We start from the raw sequence: 15,150 nt of genomic DNA, 5'->3' as shown, positions 1-15,150 counted from the left end.
TGGACATGTCAGTCCGTCCGCACCGGCGGCGCGCCGGACACGTCGTGGCGCTGCGCCAGGGCTTCCCACACGCGGTCGGGCAGCAGCGGCATGTCGATGTTGCGCACGCCGGTGTCGTCGAGCGCGTCCATCACCGCGTTCACGAACGCCGCCGGCCCGCCGACCGCCGCGCACTCCCCCACGCCCTTGGCGCCGATCGGGTGGTGCGGCGACGGCGTGACGACCTCGCTGTGCAGCTCGAACCCCGGCGTCTCCCACGCGGTGGGCAGCAGGGCAGCAGATAGTCCATGTAGTTCGAGCCGACGCAGTTGCCCTCGGCGTCGAAGGTGATGAACTGCATGTTCGCCATCGCGTAGGCCTCGGTGAGCCCGCCCATGATCTGGCCCTCGACGATCATCGGGTTGATGCGCACGCCGCAGTCGTCCACGGCCACGGTGTTGAGCACGTCCCACACCCCGGTTTCGGGGTCGACCTCGACGGTGACGATGTACACCGCGAACGGCCAGGTCAGGTTCGGCGGGTCGTAGTAGGCGTGGTTCTCCAGCCCGGGCTCCATGCCGTCGGGCATGTTGCCGTACGCCGCCATCGCGCACTCCTGGATGGTCACGCCGTGCTCGGGCACCCCGCGCACGGAGAACCGGCCCAGCTCCCACTCGAGGTCCTCTTCGGACACTTCGAGCAGGTGTGCGGCGAGCTTGCGCGCCTTGGCCCGGATTTTGCGCGACACCATGGAGATCGCCGCGCCCGCGACCGGCGTGCTGCGCGAGGCGTAGGTGCCCATGCCGAACGGCGCGGTGTCGGTGTCGCCCTCCTCCACCGTGACGTCGTCAGCCGGGATGCCCAGCTCGTGGCTCACGATCTGGGCCCACGTGGTCTCGTGGCCCTGCCCCTGGCTCTTCGCGCCGACCCGCAGCAGCGCCTTGCCCGTCATGTGCACGCGCAACTCGGCCGAGTCGAACATTTTGATGCCGAGGATGTCGTACTCGCGGCTGTTGCCGGCGCCGAGCGGTTCGGTCATCGTGGAGATCCCGAGGCCCAGGCGCCGCCCGCGTTTGCGCGCTTGCTCCTTCTGCCGCAGGAAGTCCTCGTAGCCCACGGCTTTCAGCCCCACCTCGAGGCACGCCTCGGGCTGGCCGGAGTCCACGAGGAACCCGAACGGCGTGCGGTACGGGAACGCGTCGGCGCGGACGAAGTTGCGCCGCCGGAACTCGGCCGGGTCCAGCCCCAGGTCTTTCGCGGCTTGGTGGACCATGCGCTCCTGGAAGAACATCGCCTCGGTGACGCGGAACGAGCAGCGGTACGCGACGCCGCCGGGCGCCTTGTTGGTGTAAGTGCCGCGCGCGGTGAGGTGCGCGGCGGGCACGTCGTAGCAGGCGAACGTCGAGTGCAGCAGCCCGATCTTGAACTTGCTCGGCTGCGCGTCGGCGAAGAACGCGCCGTGGTCGGCCTCGGCATGCATGCGGACGCCGAGGATCTTGCCGTCGGCACGCAACGCCATCTCGCCGTCGAGGTACATGTCGCGGGCGAACCCGGTGGAGATCAGGTTGCCGGTCTTGTCCTCGATCCACTTCACGGGCCGCTCCAGCAGGATGGAGCACAGGATCGAGCACACGTAACCGGGGTACACGGGCACCTTGTTGCCGAAGCCGCCGCCGATGTCCGGGGAAATGATGCGGATCAGGTGCTCGGGCAGCTCGGCCACCATCGCCACGGCGGCGCGGATGATGTGCGGCGCCTGCGTGGTCATGTACACGGTGAGCTTCCGCGTCGCGCGGTCGAAGTCGGCCACGGAGCCGCAGCACTCGATCGGCGAGGGGTGCGAACGCGGGTAGTGCAGCCGCAGTTTCGAGACCACGTCGGCCTTCTCGAACGCCGCGTCGGTGCCGGCCTGGTCGCCGACTTCCCAGCGGTAGACGACGTTGTCGGCCTGGCCCGCCTTGTCGTCACGGATCAGCGGCGCGCCCTCGGCCACGGCCTGGCCGGGGTTCACGATCACGGGCAGCGGTTCGTACTCGACGTCGATGGCCTCGCACGCGTCCTTGGCGATGTAGGGGTCGTCGGCGACGACGCACGCGACTTCCTGGCCCTGGAACCGCACCTTGTCCGTGGCGAGCACCGCCTGGGTGTCGTAGGAGAGCGTGGGCATCCACGCGAGGTTGCGGGTCGCGGCCATCTCGCCGGTGAGCACCAGCCGCACCCCCGGGATCTCCCACGCCCGACTGGTGTCGATCGACTTGATCCGCGCGTGCGCGAGCGGGCTGCGCAGGATCTCCATGTGCAGCATGCCGGGCAGCACGATGTCGTCGGTGTAGTTCCCGCGCCCGCGGATGAACCGGTTGTCCTCCACCCGCTTGCGGCTGACGCCGAGCCCGCCGATCTTGTTCTCGTCCAACGCCTGCGACACGTCGAGCCTCCTATTCGGACCGCAGCTTGGCGGCGGCCCACAGCACCGACTTCACGATGTTCTGGTACCCGGTGCAGCGGCACAGGTTCCCTGACAGCGCCCAGCGGACGTCCTCTTCGGACGGATCCGGGTTCTCGTCGAGCAGGGCTTTGGCCGAGAGCATCATCCCCGGCGTGCAGAAGCCGCACTGCAGGCCGTGTTCCTCGCGGAAACCCTCCTGCAGCGGGTGCAGCTCACTCGCCGTGGCGAGCCCCTCGACGGTGGTGACCTCGTGCCCGTCGGCCTGCACCGCGAGCATCGTGCACGACTTCACCGCGCGGCCGTCGACGAGCACGGTGCACGCGCCGCAGTTGGTGGTGTCGCAGCCCATGTGCGTGCCCGTGAGGCCCAGGCCCTGGCGCAGCAGGTGCGCGAGCAGCAGCCGCGGTTCGCACTCGACCACGCGGCGCTCGCCGTTGACCGTGACCGTGATCCGACGGATCGGGACGTCGCCGGTGGTTTCCTCGTGGATCTCGTGGACGCTCGTCACGCCGCTTCCTCCCCGGTGCGGCCCAGCGCGCGCACCACGAACGTGCGCACCAGGTGCCGCTTGAACTCGGCCGTGCCGCGGTGGTCGGTCTTCGGGCGGGCCGCCGCGGCCGCCAGGGCCGCGGCCTCCGCCACGCTGTCCGGCGTCAGCGGACCGCCCACGAGCGCGTGCTCGGCGTCGGTGGCTTCGATCGTCGAACCGCCCACGCCGGTGAGGGCGATGCCGGCGCGGGTGACCGTGCCGGACTGTGTCTCCACCGCCACGGCGACGCCGACCGTCGCGAAGTCGCCGACCCGGCGTTCCAGCTTGAGGTAACCGCCCGCGGGTGTCCCGCGCGGTGCGGGAATGACGGCCTCCACGGCGATCTCGTCGGGCGCCAGCGCGTTCTCGAACGGGCCGAGCACGAAGTCGCGCACGGCGATGCGGCGCCGGCCGGCGGGTCCTTGCACGACGATCGAACCGTCCAGCGCCAGCACCACCGAAGCCCAGTCGCCGTGGGGATCGGCGTGGCACAGCGAACCGACCAGCGTGCCGCGGTTGCGCACGATGGGATCGGCGATCAGCGGCGCTGCGGCGGCCATCGTGGGCTGCACGGATTTGAGCAGCTGCGAGCGTTCGAGATCCGCGTGCCGGCACAGGGCGCCGACGTGGAGGTTGCCCTCGGCGTCGAGCTCGTGGTGGGCGAGGCCGGGCACGTTGTTGATGTCGACGACGAGCGCGGGCGCGGCGAAGCGCAGCTTCATCAGCGGCACCAGGCTCTGCCCACCCGCGAGGACCTTGGCCTCGTCGCCGCCGGTGTGCAGCAGGTCGAGCGCCTCGGCCAGGGAACGGGGTGCTTCGTACCGGAACCGGGACGGGTACACGCGGGCCTCCTCAGCCGTTCTCGGGAGGTTCGGCCACGGCCGTGGGCAGCGTGTCCTCTTCCGGGTCCTGCCGCGCCCGCTGGTGTGGCGGCCACGGCCCGGCGACCGGGCGGCCCGCCACCTTCAGGAAGTCCACGAGGTCGGGCCACGCCCACACGGTCGGGCCCGGGCCCTGCTTCGGTGCGTCCTCGACGAGCTCGAACAGCCGGGGGTTGCCGCGGCTGTGCCCGTCGGACTCGATCCGCATGACGCGCACCTGCTTCCGCCGTTGGTCAGCTGCCGTGATGCTCCACCGGGACCACGGCCGCGACAATCCGCGATTAACCCTTTGCTTAACCCCGTGCCGAGCTGGGCGGAACCGGTGCCTCTACCTGTTACCAATCCGACCAAAAGTAGGCAGACCCCGGGCATGAGGTAACCGTTGCTACGAAAGCTCGGAGCGTGGCTGTGGTCGGATTGGTAACCAACGGCGCAGTAGGCCATCGGTTAATCCGCTGTTGCGGCGGGCCCGCGCGGCGGGGACTATCGACCGTCATGCAGGTGCCGGCGCAGTTCGAGTACGAGCGGGCCACGAGCGTCGAGCACGCGCTGGCGCTGCTGGCCAAGTACGGCCCGGAAAGCCGCGTGATCGCGGGCGGGCACAGCCTGATCCCGATGATGAAGCTGCGGCTGGCCCGGCCCGAAGCGCTCGTGGACGTCAACGAGCTCACCGAGCTGTGCGGGATCGAGGTCTCCGACGGCGAGCTGCGCATCGGCGCGCTGGTGCGGCATGCGGAGCTGCTGGCCTCGGCCGAGGCCGGCGCGCTGTTCCCGGTCCTGGCCGACGCCGAGCGCGTGATCGCCGACCCGATCGTGCGCAACCGCGGCACGATCGGGGGTTCGCTGTGCCAGGCCGACCCGTCGGAGGACCTGTCGGCCGCCTTCGCCGCCGTGCGGGCCAACGCCGTGATCCGCGGTGAGCAAGGCACGCGAACCGTGCCCGTGCGCGAGTTTTTCACCGGGCCCTACAGCACGGTCGTCGGCCCGGCCGAGCTGTTCGTGGAGCTGCGGCTGCCGATTCGCGACGGCAGCGGCAGCGCGTACGCGAAGGTCGGCCGCCGGGCGGGTGACTGGGCGGTGGCGGCCGCCGGGGCGGAGCTCGTGCTCGAAGGCGACGATGTGGCCGAAGCCGGCATCGGGCTCACCGCGGTCGGCGCGCCGCGGTTCGTCGCGGCCGAGGCCGAGGATTTCCTGCGCGGTGGCGCCGCTTCGGCGGAACGCTTCGAGAAGGCCGGGGTCACCGCGGCCGAGCACTGTTCCCCGGCCGCCGACCAGCGCGGCCCGGCGGACTACAAACGCCACCTCGTCGCCACGCTCACCACACGGGCGTTGCACCGGGCGGCGGAGCGAGCCGGAGGCTGACGGGCGTGGAGATCACGGTGACGGTCAACGGCGAGCCCCACCGCCGCACGGTCGAGCCACGTCTGCTGCTCGTGCACCTGCTACGCGACGACCTCGGGCTCACCGGCACGCACTGGGGCTGCGACACCTCCAACTGCGGCACCTGCGTGGTGTGGCTCGACGACCTTCCGGTGAAGTCGTGCACGGTGCTGGCGGCGATGGCCGACGGCAAGCGGGTGCGCACCGTCGAGGACCTCGGCCAGGGCGCGGAGCTCGACCCCGTGCAGCAGGGTTTCGTGGCGTGCCACGGGATCCAGTGCGGCTTCTGCACGCCGGGGATGCTGATGACCGCGCGCTGGCTGCTCGACCGCGACCCGGATCCGAGCGAAGACGTGATCCGCGAAGCGATCTCCGGGCAGCTGTGCCGCTGCACCGGTTATGAGAACATCGTCCGCTCGATCCGGTGGGCGGCCGAGCACCCGGACGGGGAAGCACCATGACCTCCGGTTCGCTGCCCCGCAAGGAAGACGCCCGCTTCGTGCGCGGGCGCGGCACGTTCCTCGACGACCTCGTGCTGCCCGGGATGCTGCACGGCGCGATCCTGCGCAGCCCGCACGCCCACGCGCGCCTGGTGTCGGTGGACACCAGCGCGGCCGAGGCGCACCCCAAGGTCCGCGCCGTGCTCACCGGGAAGGACCTGGGGATGCGCGGGATGGCGTGGATGCCGACGCTCTCGCACGACGTGCAGGCCGTGCTGGCCACCGACAAGGTCCGATTCCAGGGCCAGGAGATCGCGTTCGTGGTCGCGGAAGATCGGTACGCGGCAAGAGACGCGCTCGAGCTGATCGACGTCGAGTACGAACCGCTGCCGGTGGTCGTCGACGCGCCGGCCGCGCTCGCCGCCGGCGCCGCCGTGATCCGCGACGACCTCGGCAAGGCCGACAACCACGTGTTCGACTGGTCCTCCGGCGACGAGGAAGCGACGGAAGCCGCCTTCGCGAAAGCGGACGTGGTCGCCCGGCAGGACATGCTCTACCCGCGCGTGCACCCGGCGCCGCTGGAAACGTGCGGCGCCGTGGCCGACATCGACGCGATCACCGGCAAGCTCACGGTGTGGGCCACGGCGCAGGCGCCGCACGCGCACCGGATCCTGTACTCGCGGATCACCGGACTGCCCGAGCACCGGATCCGCATCGTCGCGCCCGACATCGGCGGCGGTTTCGGCAACAAGGTCGGGATGTACCCGGGGTACCTGTGCGCGGTGGTCGGTTCGATGGTCACCGGGCGGCCGGTGAAGTGGACCGAAGACCGGTCGGAAAACTTGATGAGCACGTCGTTCGCCCGCGACTACCACATGCGCGGCGAGATCGCGGCGACGCGCGACGGCCGGCTGCTCGGGCTGCGCGTGCGCGTGCTCGCCGACCACGGCGCGTTCAACGGCACCGCGCAGCCCGCGAAGTTCCCCGCCGGGTTCTTCCACGTGTTCACCGGCTCCTACGACCTGCCGGCCGCGTTCTGCTCGGTCACCGGCGTCTACACGAACAAGGCGCCCGGCGGCGTCGCGTACGCGTGCTCGTTCCGGATCACCGAGGCCGTGTACGTGGTCGAGCGGATGATGGACGTCCTCGCGCGCGAGCTGGGGCTCGACCCGGCGGAGCTGCGCATGCGCAACCTGCTGCGGCCTGAGCAGTTCCCCTACACGTGCGCCACGGGCTGGCAGTACGACTCGGGCGACTACCCGCGCGCACTGACGCTGCTGAAGGAGATCGCGGGCTACGACGAGCTGCGCCGGGAGCAGGCCGAGAAACGCGCCCGCGGCGAGCTGATGGGCCTCGGGCTGAGCTTCTTCACCGAGGCCGTGGGCGCCGGCCCGCGCGAGCACATGGACATCTTCGGCTTCGGCATGGCCGACGGCGCCGAGCTGCGCGTGCACCCGTCCGGCTCGGCCGTGCTGCGCCTGTCCTGCATGTCGCAGGGCCAGGGCCACGAGACGACGTTCGCGCAGCTCGTGTCGGCCGAGCTCGGCATCCCGCCCGACGAGGTCGAGGTCGTGCAGGGCGACACCGACCACACGCCGTTCGGCCTCGGCACCTACGGCTCGCGTTCGACGCCGGTGTCGGGTGCGGCCGCAGTCACGGTGGCGCGCAAGGTGCGAGAACGCGCGCGGCAGGTCGCGTCGGCGATGCTCGAGGTGAGCCCGGACGACCTCGAGTGGGAACGCGGGCGCTGGTTCGTGCGCGGTGTCCCCGGCCGGGGGCACACCATCCGCGAGATCGCTCTGGCCGCCCACTCCGACCTGGCGCTGCCCGACGGCGTGGAGGGACAGCTCGACGCGAGCACCGTGTACAGCCCGCCGAACCTCACCTATCCCTTCGGCGCGTACCTGTGCGTGGTCGACGTCGACGCGGACACCGGCCAGGTGCGCGTGCGCCGCTTCATCGCCGTGGACGACTGCGGCGTGCGGATCAACCCGATGATCGTCGCGGGCCAGGTGCACCGTGGCCTCGCCGACGGCATCGGCATGGCACTGATGGAGCTCATGGCCTTCGACACCGACGGCAACCACCTCGGCGGCTCCTTCATGGACTACCTGCTGCCCACAGCTTTGGAGTGCCCTTCTTGGGAGCTCGGCGAGACCGTCACGCCCTCGCCGCACCACCCCATCGGCGCGAAGGGCATCGGCGAGTCCGCGACCGTCGGCTCGCCCGCGGCCGTGGTCAACGCGGTGGTCGACGCGCTCGCCCCGTTCGGGGTGCGCCACGCCGACATGCCGCTGACGCCCGCCGCGGTCTGGCGCGCCATGCGCGGCTCACCACTGCGGGCCGACCTGGCGATCTCCTGAGCGGGGTGAACCGGCGGGGCCGCGGATCCGTGTTCGAGGTGAGGGACGCGGAAAGGAACCGCCATGACCACGACACCGCTCAACGGCCGGGCGCTCGCTCTGTTGCGCGCCGTCGCGGCGGGTCGCGCCGAGCTCGGCGCCGGCAGGGAACCCGACCTGCGGATCGACGGCCTGCTCTGCTCGGACCAGCCCACCGCGCACGCGCTCACGCACGCCGGGCTTGTCCGGCCGGTGCGGGAGGTCGCGCCCGGGCAGTGGGTGCCCGCCGAACTGACCCCGGCGGGGGCGCAGGCGCTAGACGACCTGAACTCCGCCGCCTGAGGAACACCTTTGGCCGCCGCCGATCTCAGCCGGTGGTGACCGGCGAGCGCGGAAACGCGATCACCGCACCGAGACTGATCAGCGCGACCGCCACCATATACAGCGACACGGACAGCGACGTGCCGGTCGACGTCTGCAGCGCCGTCGCGATCAGGGGCGCGAAACCACCACCGAGGACCGCGCCCACCGCGTACGCGAACGAGGCGCCGCTGTAGCGGTAGCGCGGTTCGAACAGCTCCGCGAACAGCGCCGACTGCGGCCCGTACGTCGCGCCCAGTCCGAGGTTCAGCACGACCACGGCGACCCCGAGCAACCACGGCTGGCGCGTGTCGACGAGCAGGAAGAACGGGATCGACCACACGACGAGCAGCACCGAACCCGCGAGGTACACCCGTTTTCGCCCGACGCGGTCCGACCAGATCGCGCCCGCGATGATGCTCACGAGCCACACGACACTGCCGACGATGATCTCCACCAGCATCGTGGTGCTGCTCAGCTTGAGCACGGAAGTGCCGTAGGACAACAGGTACGCGAAGAAGACGTAGCCCAGCGCGGTGTTGGCGATGAAGCTCAACGCCGCCACGGTCACCTCTCGCGGGCGGCGGCGCAGCACGTCGACGATCGGCACGCGGCTGCGTTCGCCGGTCTCGCGCAGCCGCGCGAACACGGGACTTTCGGCCACGCGCAAGCGGATCACCAGACCCACGACGACCAGCACGAGACTGACCAGGAACGGCACGCGCCAGCCCCACGACCGGAAGTCCTCCGGCGACAGGGAGCTCGTCACCGCGAAGAACACCAGCTGCGCGATGATCAGCCCGGCGGGCACGCCGATCTGGGAGAACGAGCCGTATCGCCCGCGCCGGCCCGCCGGGGCGTGCTCGACCGCCATCAGCGCCGCGCCGCCCCACTCGCCGCCGGCCGAGATGCCCTGCAGCACGCGCAGCACCACCAGCAGCACGGGCGCGAGCACGCCGGCTTGCGCGAACGTGGGCAGTACCCCGACCGCGGCCGTCGCGAGCCCCATCAGGACGAGCGACGCGACCAGCATCGCCTTCCGCCCGACCCGGTCGCCGAAGTGCCCCCACACGATCCCGCCCAGCGGCCGCGCGACGAAGCCCACGCCGAGCGTCGCGAACGCCGCCAGCGTGCCAGACGCCGGTGAGAGCGACGGGAAGAAGAGCTTGTTGAACACCAGCGCGGTGGCGGTGCTGTAGATGAAGTAGTCATACCACTCGATCGTCGTGCCGATCGCGCTTGCCACCGCGACGCGGCGCACCTGCTCGCCGCGCACCAGGACCTGCTCAGCCATCCCCGTCCTCTCCCCCGTTGATCAACCCGGCGAGCATAGTCCGCGCAGGTCGAGGGGAAACGGCCAAGAGTCGCCCGGGTGCCCGCCCGTCCCGTCAGTTCTTCCCCATCCGCACCAGCGAGCCCAGCGAGGCGTCCGGCAGGTAGGCGCGCGCGAGCGCGACGCCGATCCGCGGCAGGTCGGCCTCCTCGCGGTAGGCGAGGTACATCGGCACGTAGCGGGGCTTGAACTTCGTCTTGAACGCGTGCAGCGAACGGAACCCGTAGTAGGGCTCCATCGCTCCGCCGAACGAGTCGAGGAGGCGTTCGAGCGGCGCGGCGGGCGGGGCCTCCGGGGCGCGGGCCAGCGGGGCGCCCGACAGCGAGACGAACCGAGCGCCCTCGGCGCGGAACGCCTGGCAGGACGAGGCGATGAGGAACTCCACCACGGGCCGGAACCCGTTGCCACGGCGGCGCATCACGTCGAGCGTCCAGCCCTCGACCTGCCCGTCGCCGCCGTACACGGGCAGCCACGACGTGACGCCCTGGACCACGCCGTCGGCGTCCATGGCCAGCCCGACGCGGACACGCGGGTCCAGCGCCTCGTCCACACCGCCGAGGGTGAAGCCCATCTCGGGCATCCCCTTGTCCCCCACCCACTCCTCGGAGATCGCGCGCACCTGCGCGACGAGCGACCACGGTTCGTCGGCCAGCGTCACCAGGCGGAAGGCGACGCCCTCCTTCACCGCTCGGTTGAGTGCCGAGCGCACGGTCTGCCACGCCTTCCCGCGGAACTCCAGGTCGTCGAGGTCGACGAGGGTGTCCTCGGCGACCTGCACACGCGCCCAGCCGAGCGAGTCCGTGACGGCGGTGGTCTCGTCGGTGACGGAGAACAGGCACGGCACCAGCCCGGAGTTGTCGCACAGCTCGGCGAACGCCGTGATCGTGCCGGCGGTGTCGGGGCCGATCGGGTCGCCGAGGGCGATGGCCACCCCGGCGTGGCGGCGGTAGGCGAGGTAGGACTCGCCGTCGGGGCCGAAGAAGTGGGAGTTCTCCGGCCAGAGGGTCATCCAGGACAGCGTGCCGCCGCCGTGGCGTTGCAGCAGCTCGGTGGCGCCGTCGACGTCGCGGGAGCCGAGCGCGCGGCGCCGCTTCCGCCGGGAGGAGACGCGGAACGCCCCGCGCGCGGCGATGAGCAGCGTCAGCATGGCGCCCCAGAGCACGGCGTCGGCGATGAGGAACGACGCGTTTTCGATCGTGTAGGCGAGGCCGAAGATCTCCGCGACCAGCACGACCACGGCGATCACAACGCCGAGCGCCACGATCAGCGAGGCGAGCCCGACCGCCCACCGCCACGCGGCGCGTTTGCCGCGCCGCAGGCCGTTGATCATCAGCGCGATCACCACGAGCACGATCGCCAGCTCAGGCACCGAGTCGGCCTGGCCCGCCGTGGAGCCGAGCGGGCTGACGCCGGGTGCGATGCGCACCACGATCTGCACCGCGCCCGCGATGACGAGCCCGGTGACCGCCAGCAGCCGCCACTCCCGCCGCGTCGGGCGGCCCGTGGAGCGGAGACGTTTCGGGCCGGCGAGCCGGCGCGCGAGCGGCAGCGTGAGGCCGACGGCGAGCAGGTGTTCCAGGTCGGCCAGCGTGCCGATGTAGAGGATGGACACCCCGACGTACACGCACAGCAGTGCGCGCAACCGCAGCCGCCACGGTGAGCGGATGGTCGCGCTGACCACGGCGACCACAGAGAGCGCGCCCGCGGAGAACCCGACGTCGGTGCGGCCGGCGAGCTGCGTCGCCCATTCCCAGCCGGTGCCGCGCAGCGCGAGCAGGATCAGCGCAGCGCCGAGGGTGGCGGCCAGCTGCGCGCCCACGGCGATCGCGGCGGTCCGGCGCGTGCCCAGCCGTGCTTCGGACGGGCCGACGAGCAGGGCGAACCCGCCGGCCACGGGCAGGTAGAAAAGCGGGTTCAGCGCGAAGAACGGGCCGATCAGGAACGTCCACCAGCGGCCGTCGAGGAGCGAGGGCAGGCCGTAGGACACCTGCGGGAACCACTCGCGCGTCTCGACGGCGCTCCACAGCGTGCCCGTCGCCAGGCCGAGCGCGACCATGGCCACGACGACGCCCGTGGTGAACGGGGCGCGCCGCCACAGCACCAGCGCGATCGACCGTGCGCGGGTGAGGAACTCGGGGGTTTTCGCGTGCTCGACGGTCGCGGTGTGTTCTGCCATGGTTGCCGGCCCGGTCCGCGGTCTCAGTACGGCGGCGGGGCCGGTGTGGTCGGCTCCGGGGCCCGGCTGCGGGGCCGGCCCATCGCGAGCGCGACGATGGCGGCCACGACCAGGACCAGCCCGCCGATGAGGAGGCCGAGCGCGTAGCCGAACAGGCCCGGCAGGTTCAGGTCCACGCCGAGGCGGGAGTTCACGCCGGGCGTGCCGTCGGCGTTCATCACGACCGCGCGGTAGTCGCCGTCGGTGATCTGCCAGGTCACGTCGGTCGCCCCGGACGCGACCCAGAACGGCTGGGTGGCCGGCGGGACCGCCAGTGCCGTGCCGTCGCGGCGGACGGCGTCGAGCGCGAACGGGTCGAGGTTGAAGTTGCGCGCCTGCTCGATCGCGACACCGGTCAGGTACCGGTCGACGTCCGCGGCGGGCCCGATGCCGATGAACAGGCCGGACGAGTTGCCGCCCGTCGCGTGGACGCTCACCGAGGGCGAGCCGAGCGCGCGGGTGAGCCGGCCGGTGTCGGTGATCTGCGCCGTGTCGGTCACGATGGCCGCGGTCGGGGTCGTGACGTCGTGCTCCCCCGACCTCAGCGACCCGCCGGAGCCGAACACGAGCAGCAGGACGCCGCCCCCGATGGCCAGGCACACGCCGATCACGAGCACGACCACCGCGATGACGATCACGGCGATCCGCCCGGGGCTGCGGCGCGGCGGATAGGTCTCGGTCATCGGCGCCTCCCCGGCTCGAAGACAGCTCTCGGCAGACGAGCCGTCGGGTGTCCATTGTGGTCGGTGGGTGACCAAAAACGGTCACGCGGTGGAAACTCACCCGTCGAGCTCGCTGCGCGCCAGTTCCCCGCACGACACGATGCCGGGGTTCGTGGGGCACGCCCCGGCCCGGCGACCGAGGAACGTCGTCGCAGCATGAATCGGATGGTAACCCCGCTTTCGGGCACCTCCGGCCGGCTCGAGACCGGGCACCTGCCGGATCCCCCGCCCGGCGCGGCGTGGCACCGCGCGGCCGGACTCTCCGCGCGGCTGGGCACGGGCGTCGGGCACGCCGACGTTCCGGTCGCCTTCTCGGGGATCGATGCTGCTGCCGGCGGCGTGCCGGTGCGTCGGCGATCGGGCCCGACCCGGGTGGACACGGTTCGGGGATCCGCTTGCGGTGCACCGGTTCGGCGGTGCTCATCAGCTTCAGCCACCCTGTCCCGCTCGGCGTTCAGGCCACGCGATGACGACCCCTGCCGTGCGCCGTGCCCGGCTCTCGGACGCCGGGGTGCCTGCGCCGGACTTCGAACCGGGTCTCGATCACGTACGGCCGCGGTGCTGCTGACGGCCTCTTCCGGTGATCGATTACCGGCTGTGAAAAGTGCATCCGCAACCGGGTGCGTCAGCGCCAGTCGCGCGCCGTGCGGCGGCCCTGCCGGCCGGCTTCCCCGGTGGGACGGCGAGTGGCGGGATCAGCCGGGTTCGCCCCGATGGCGGCCAGGGAATCCGCGTCCGGCTCGACGTAGGCGACGGCCGCACCGCCCGTCCGCAGGTCGCCGATCGCGACGGCGAGTGATGTCTCGCACGGGAACAGTTCGAAGTGGCCCAGCGGTGCGAGCACAAGCACCCGCGCCGCGCCCGCCGCGTAGTCCGCGCTGGTGTTGGAGCGGACGGCGCCGTCGACGTAACGGCGACCTTCGATCGTCACCGGCGGCCACAGTCCCGGCACGGCACAGCTGGCGGCGAGGGCGTCGACCAGCCGCACCCCCGAGCCGCTGTCGAACCCTCGTGGTTCACCGCTTTCGGCATCCACGGCGACGAGCTTCAGCCACGGTTTTTCGGGCCACGTCAACGAAGGCAGCCCGGACTCGATCACGGCGAGGCGGGCGGCTTCGGGAACCGTCTGCCGTTGGAGCGCAGAACGGCCAGCGCGCGGCGGCTCTCCGGCGACGTTTCCGCCCCGCTCAATACGGCAGCGAGGTCCGCGCCGAACGACGCCGGGTCCACGTCCGCCTTGACCTCGTCGGCTTGGCGGCCGGGTTCGGTCCGGCGCGTCGGCCGGGCCCGTCAACAGCCCGGTGAGCCACGCGATGCCCGCGATCCCGCCTCCGCCCAGGACCAGCGCGTCGGTCACCACGGCAGCTCGCCGTGGCGGTCGGAAAACGTGCCGGCAGGACCGTTCGCGCCGATGCTCGCCAGGCGCACGATCGCGCCGGTGCCCTCCTCGGCGGTCTGGATCCCGTCGCCGCTCATGCCGTGCGTCTCGGTCGCGGTGAACCCGGGATCCACCGCGTTCACGCGGATTCCCGGCAGTCCCTTGGCGTACTGCACGGTCAGCATCCCCACCGCCGCCTTCGACGACGCCTACACCGGCAACGGAAACCGCGACTCGTGCCGCTCGGGCTTGTTCACCGTCTCGAACGACCCCAGGCCGCTGCCCACGTTTACGATCACCGGCGCGTCGGACCGGCGCAGGACCGGCAGGAACGCGTGAATCGTCGGGACCACACCGAACACGTTGACGTCGAAGCTCTCCCGCATGTGCCCCGCCGTCGCGTCTTCGGGCTCGAGCATGCCCTCGAACGCGCCCGCACAGTTGACCAGCACGTCCAACTCGGTCAACCGGCCGGCCGCCGCGGCAACGGACTCGTCGTCGGTCACATCGAGCTGCAGGAACTTCGCCCCGAGCTGATCCGCCGCCTCGCGGCCCCGCGTGACGTCCCGCGCTCCGTTGTAGACGGTGTGCCCGGCGGCGACCAACCTGCGCGCGGCTTCCCGGCCGAGACCCCTGGCGCCGCCGATGATGAGCGTGCTTGCTGGTCATGGTTCTTCCCCCGTCAGCTGTCGAAGAGAGAGTTCTGGCACGATCACGGCATGGCCTCCGCCCACGAGCTGTCCGCGTCGCTGCAACTCCTGGTGGGCCGCAAGATCAGCGCGGTCAGCTTCGTCCGCGACTACGTCGAACTGCATTTCGACGGACCCGTCTTGCGAGCACTCACGAACCCGTTCGGGTTGTACGGCTGCCGCGCATGGCGCTTTCCCGAAGGACAGTCGCTGGTCGTCATGCGCTATTTCGTCGGCAACGTGATCGACGGCTACGAAGTGGTCCCCCACCGCTACCTCGCGGTCGACTCCGGCGAGCATCGCTTCGCCATCCCGCTGGACGGCGACTCCCGCAGCGGCCCCGAAGCAGCCCATCTCGTCGGGGTCGACGAAAACGGTCAGCCCGACGCACGACTGTTGTCGGTCTGGTAGCGAGGCCTTCATCGACTGCCCGACCGCCGCCGATCGCGTCTCGAG

General features: G+C 71.4%; 16 protein-coding genes. 5 read left to right on the top strand and 11 right to left on the bottom strand.

The window, feature by feature from the left end:
• Nucleotides 1-8 precede the first annotated feature (8 nt).
• The 5 genes from AB0383_RS21455 to AB0383_RS21435 are packed head-to-tail and all read right to left on the bottom strand — an operon-like array spanning nucleotide 9 to nucleotide 4,043.
• Nucleotides 9-143 (bottom strand): hypothetical protein, encoded by a 135-nt coding sequence (locus AB0383_RS21455; protein WP_366188355.1) that lies wholly within the window; start codon nucleotides 141-143, stop codon nucleotides 9-11.
• The gene (locus tag AB0383_RS21450) at nucleotides 140-2,404 is read right to left on the bottom strand and encodes an aerobic carbon-monoxide dehydrogenase large subunit (RefSeq protein ID WP_366188354.1); all 2,265 of its coding nucleotides are present in this window, start codon (nucleotides 2,402-2,404) and stop codon (nucleotides 140-142) included. Before AB0383_RS21450 ends, AB0383_RS21455 begins: the two co-directional genes overlap by 4 nt.
• A gap of 10 nt (nucleotides 2,405-2,414) precedes the next feature.
• Nucleotides 2,415-2,933 carry a (2Fe-2S)-binding protein gene (locus AB0383_RS21445; protein WP_366188353.1) on the bottom strand — a complete coding sequence of 173 codons (519 nt, stop codon included), beginning with the start codon at nucleotides 2,931-2,933 and terminating at the stop codon, nucleotides 2,415-2,417.
• On the bottom strand, nucleotides 2,930-3,796 hold the full coding sequence (locus tag AB0383_RS21440) for a xanthine dehydrogenase family protein subunit M (protein ID WP_366188352.1): 867 nt from the start codon (nucleotides 3,794-3,796) through the stop codon (nucleotides 2,930-2,932). Before AB0383_RS21440 ends, AB0383_RS21445 begins: the two co-directional genes overlap by 4 nt.
• Nucleotides 3,797-3,806: 10 nt before the next feature.
• Nucleotides 3,807-4,043: a hypothetical protein gene (locus tag AB0383_RS21435; protein WP_364171184.1), complete on the bottom strand. Its 237-nt coding sequence runs from the start codon at nucleotides 4,041-4,043 to the stop codon at nucleotides 3,807-3,809.
• 287 nt (nucleotides 4,044-4,330) lie between these two features.
• Between AB0383_RS21435 and AB0383_RS21430 the strand changes: the two genes are divergently transcribed.
• The 4 genes from AB0383_RS21430 to AB0383_RS21415 all read left to right on the top strand — a co-directional run bounded on the left by AB0383_RS21430 (nucleotide 4,331) and on the right by AB0383_RS21415 (nucleotide 8,339).
• The gene (locus AB0383_RS21430; protein WP_366188351.1) at nucleotides 4,331-5,197 is read left to right on the top strand and encodes a xanthine dehydrogenase family protein subunit M; all 867 of its coding nucleotides are present in this window, start codon (nucleotides 4,331-4,333) and stop codon (nucleotides 5,195-5,197) included.
• Between the two features lie 5 nt (nucleotides 5,198-5,202).
• Nucleotides 5,203-5,676 (top strand): (2Fe-2S)-binding protein, encoded by a 474-nt coding sequence (locus AB0383_RS21425; RefSeq protein ID WP_364171187.1) that lies wholly within the window; start codon nucleotides 5,203-5,205, stop codon nucleotides 5,674-5,676.
• Nucleotides 5,673-8,018: an aerobic carbon-monoxide dehydrogenase large subunit gene (locus AB0383_RS21420; RefSeq protein WP_366188350.1), complete on the top strand. Its 2,346-nt coding sequence runs from the start codon at nucleotides 5,673-5,675 to the stop codon at nucleotides 8,016-8,018. Before AB0383_RS21425 ends, AB0383_RS21420 begins: the two co-directional genes overlap by 4 nt.
• A gap of 63 nt (nucleotides 8,019-8,081) precedes the next feature.
• The gene (locus AB0383_RS21415) at nucleotides 8,082-8,339 is read left to right on the top strand and encodes a hypothetical protein (protein ID WP_366188349.1); all 258 of its coding nucleotides are present in this window, start codon (nucleotides 8,082-8,084) and stop codon (nucleotides 8,337-8,339) included.
• Nucleotides 8,340-8,364: 25 nt separating this feature from the next.
• On the opposite strand, the gene AB0383_RS21410 is transcribed toward AB0383_RS21415, so the two are convergent.
• The 6 genes from AB0383_RS21410 to AB0383_RS21385 form a co-directional block, all read right to left on the bottom strand.
• Complete coding sequence (locus AB0383_RS21410; protein WP_364171193.1) at nucleotides 8,365-9,651, bottom strand: MFS transporter; 1,287 nt, start codon at nucleotides 9,649-9,651, stop codon at nucleotides 8,365-8,367.
• 94 nt (nucleotides 9,652-9,745) lie between these two features.
• Nucleotides 9,746-11,866 carry a DUF2156 domain-containing protein gene (locus AB0383_RS21405; RefSeq protein WP_366188348.1) on the bottom strand — a complete coding sequence of 707 codons (2,121 nt, stop codon included), beginning with the start codon at nucleotides 11,864-11,866 and terminating at the stop codon, nucleotides 9,746-9,748.
• Nucleotides 11,867-11,889: 23 nt separating this feature from the next.
• Complete coding sequence (locus tag AB0383_RS21400) at nucleotides 11,890-12,588, bottom strand: hypothetical protein (RefSeq protein ID WP_366188347.1); 699 nt, start codon at nucleotides 12,586-12,588, stop codon at nucleotides 11,890-11,892.
• Between the two features lie 664 nt (nucleotides 12,589-13,252).
• On the bottom strand, nucleotides 13,253-13,702 hold the full coding sequence (locus tag AB0383_RS21395) for a patatin-like phospholipase family protein (protein WP_366188346.1): 450 nt from the start codon (nucleotides 13,700-13,702) through the stop codon (nucleotides 13,253-13,255).
• Nucleotides 13,703-13,980: 278 nt separating this feature from the next.
• On the bottom strand, nucleotides 13,981-14,190 hold the full coding sequence (locus AB0383_RS21390) for a hypothetical protein (RefSeq protein ID WP_366188345.1): 210 nt from the start codon (nucleotides 14,188-14,190) through the stop codon (nucleotides 13,981-13,983).
• A gap of 24 nt (nucleotides 14,191-14,214) precedes the next feature.
• The gene (locus AB0383_RS21385; protein ID WP_366188344.1) at nucleotides 14,215-14,610 is read right to left on the bottom strand and encodes an SDR family NAD(P)-dependent oxidoreductase; all 396 of its coding nucleotides are present in this window, start codon (nucleotides 14,608-14,610) and stop codon (nucleotides 14,215-14,217) included.
• On the opposite strand from AB0383_RS21385, the gene AB0383_RS21380 reads away from it, so the two are divergent.
• Entirely contained in the window at nucleotides 14,593-15,105 is a 513-nt protein-coding gene (locus tag AB0383_RS21380) for a hypothetical protein (protein ID WP_366188343.1), read from the top strand. The two genes, AB0383_RS21385 and AB0383_RS21380, sit on opposite strands and share 18 nt — an antisense overlap.
• Nucleotides 15,106-15,150: the final 45 nt, after the last annotated feature.

This window comes from Amycolatopsis sp. NPDC051373, from assembly GCF_040689465.1.
Classification (GTDB): Bacteria; Actinomycetota; Actinomycetes; order Mycobacteriales; family Pseudonocardiaceae; genus Amycolatopsis.
Note: the sequence above shows the minus strand (reverse complement) of the source record. Positions and strands in the feature narration are given on the sequence as shown.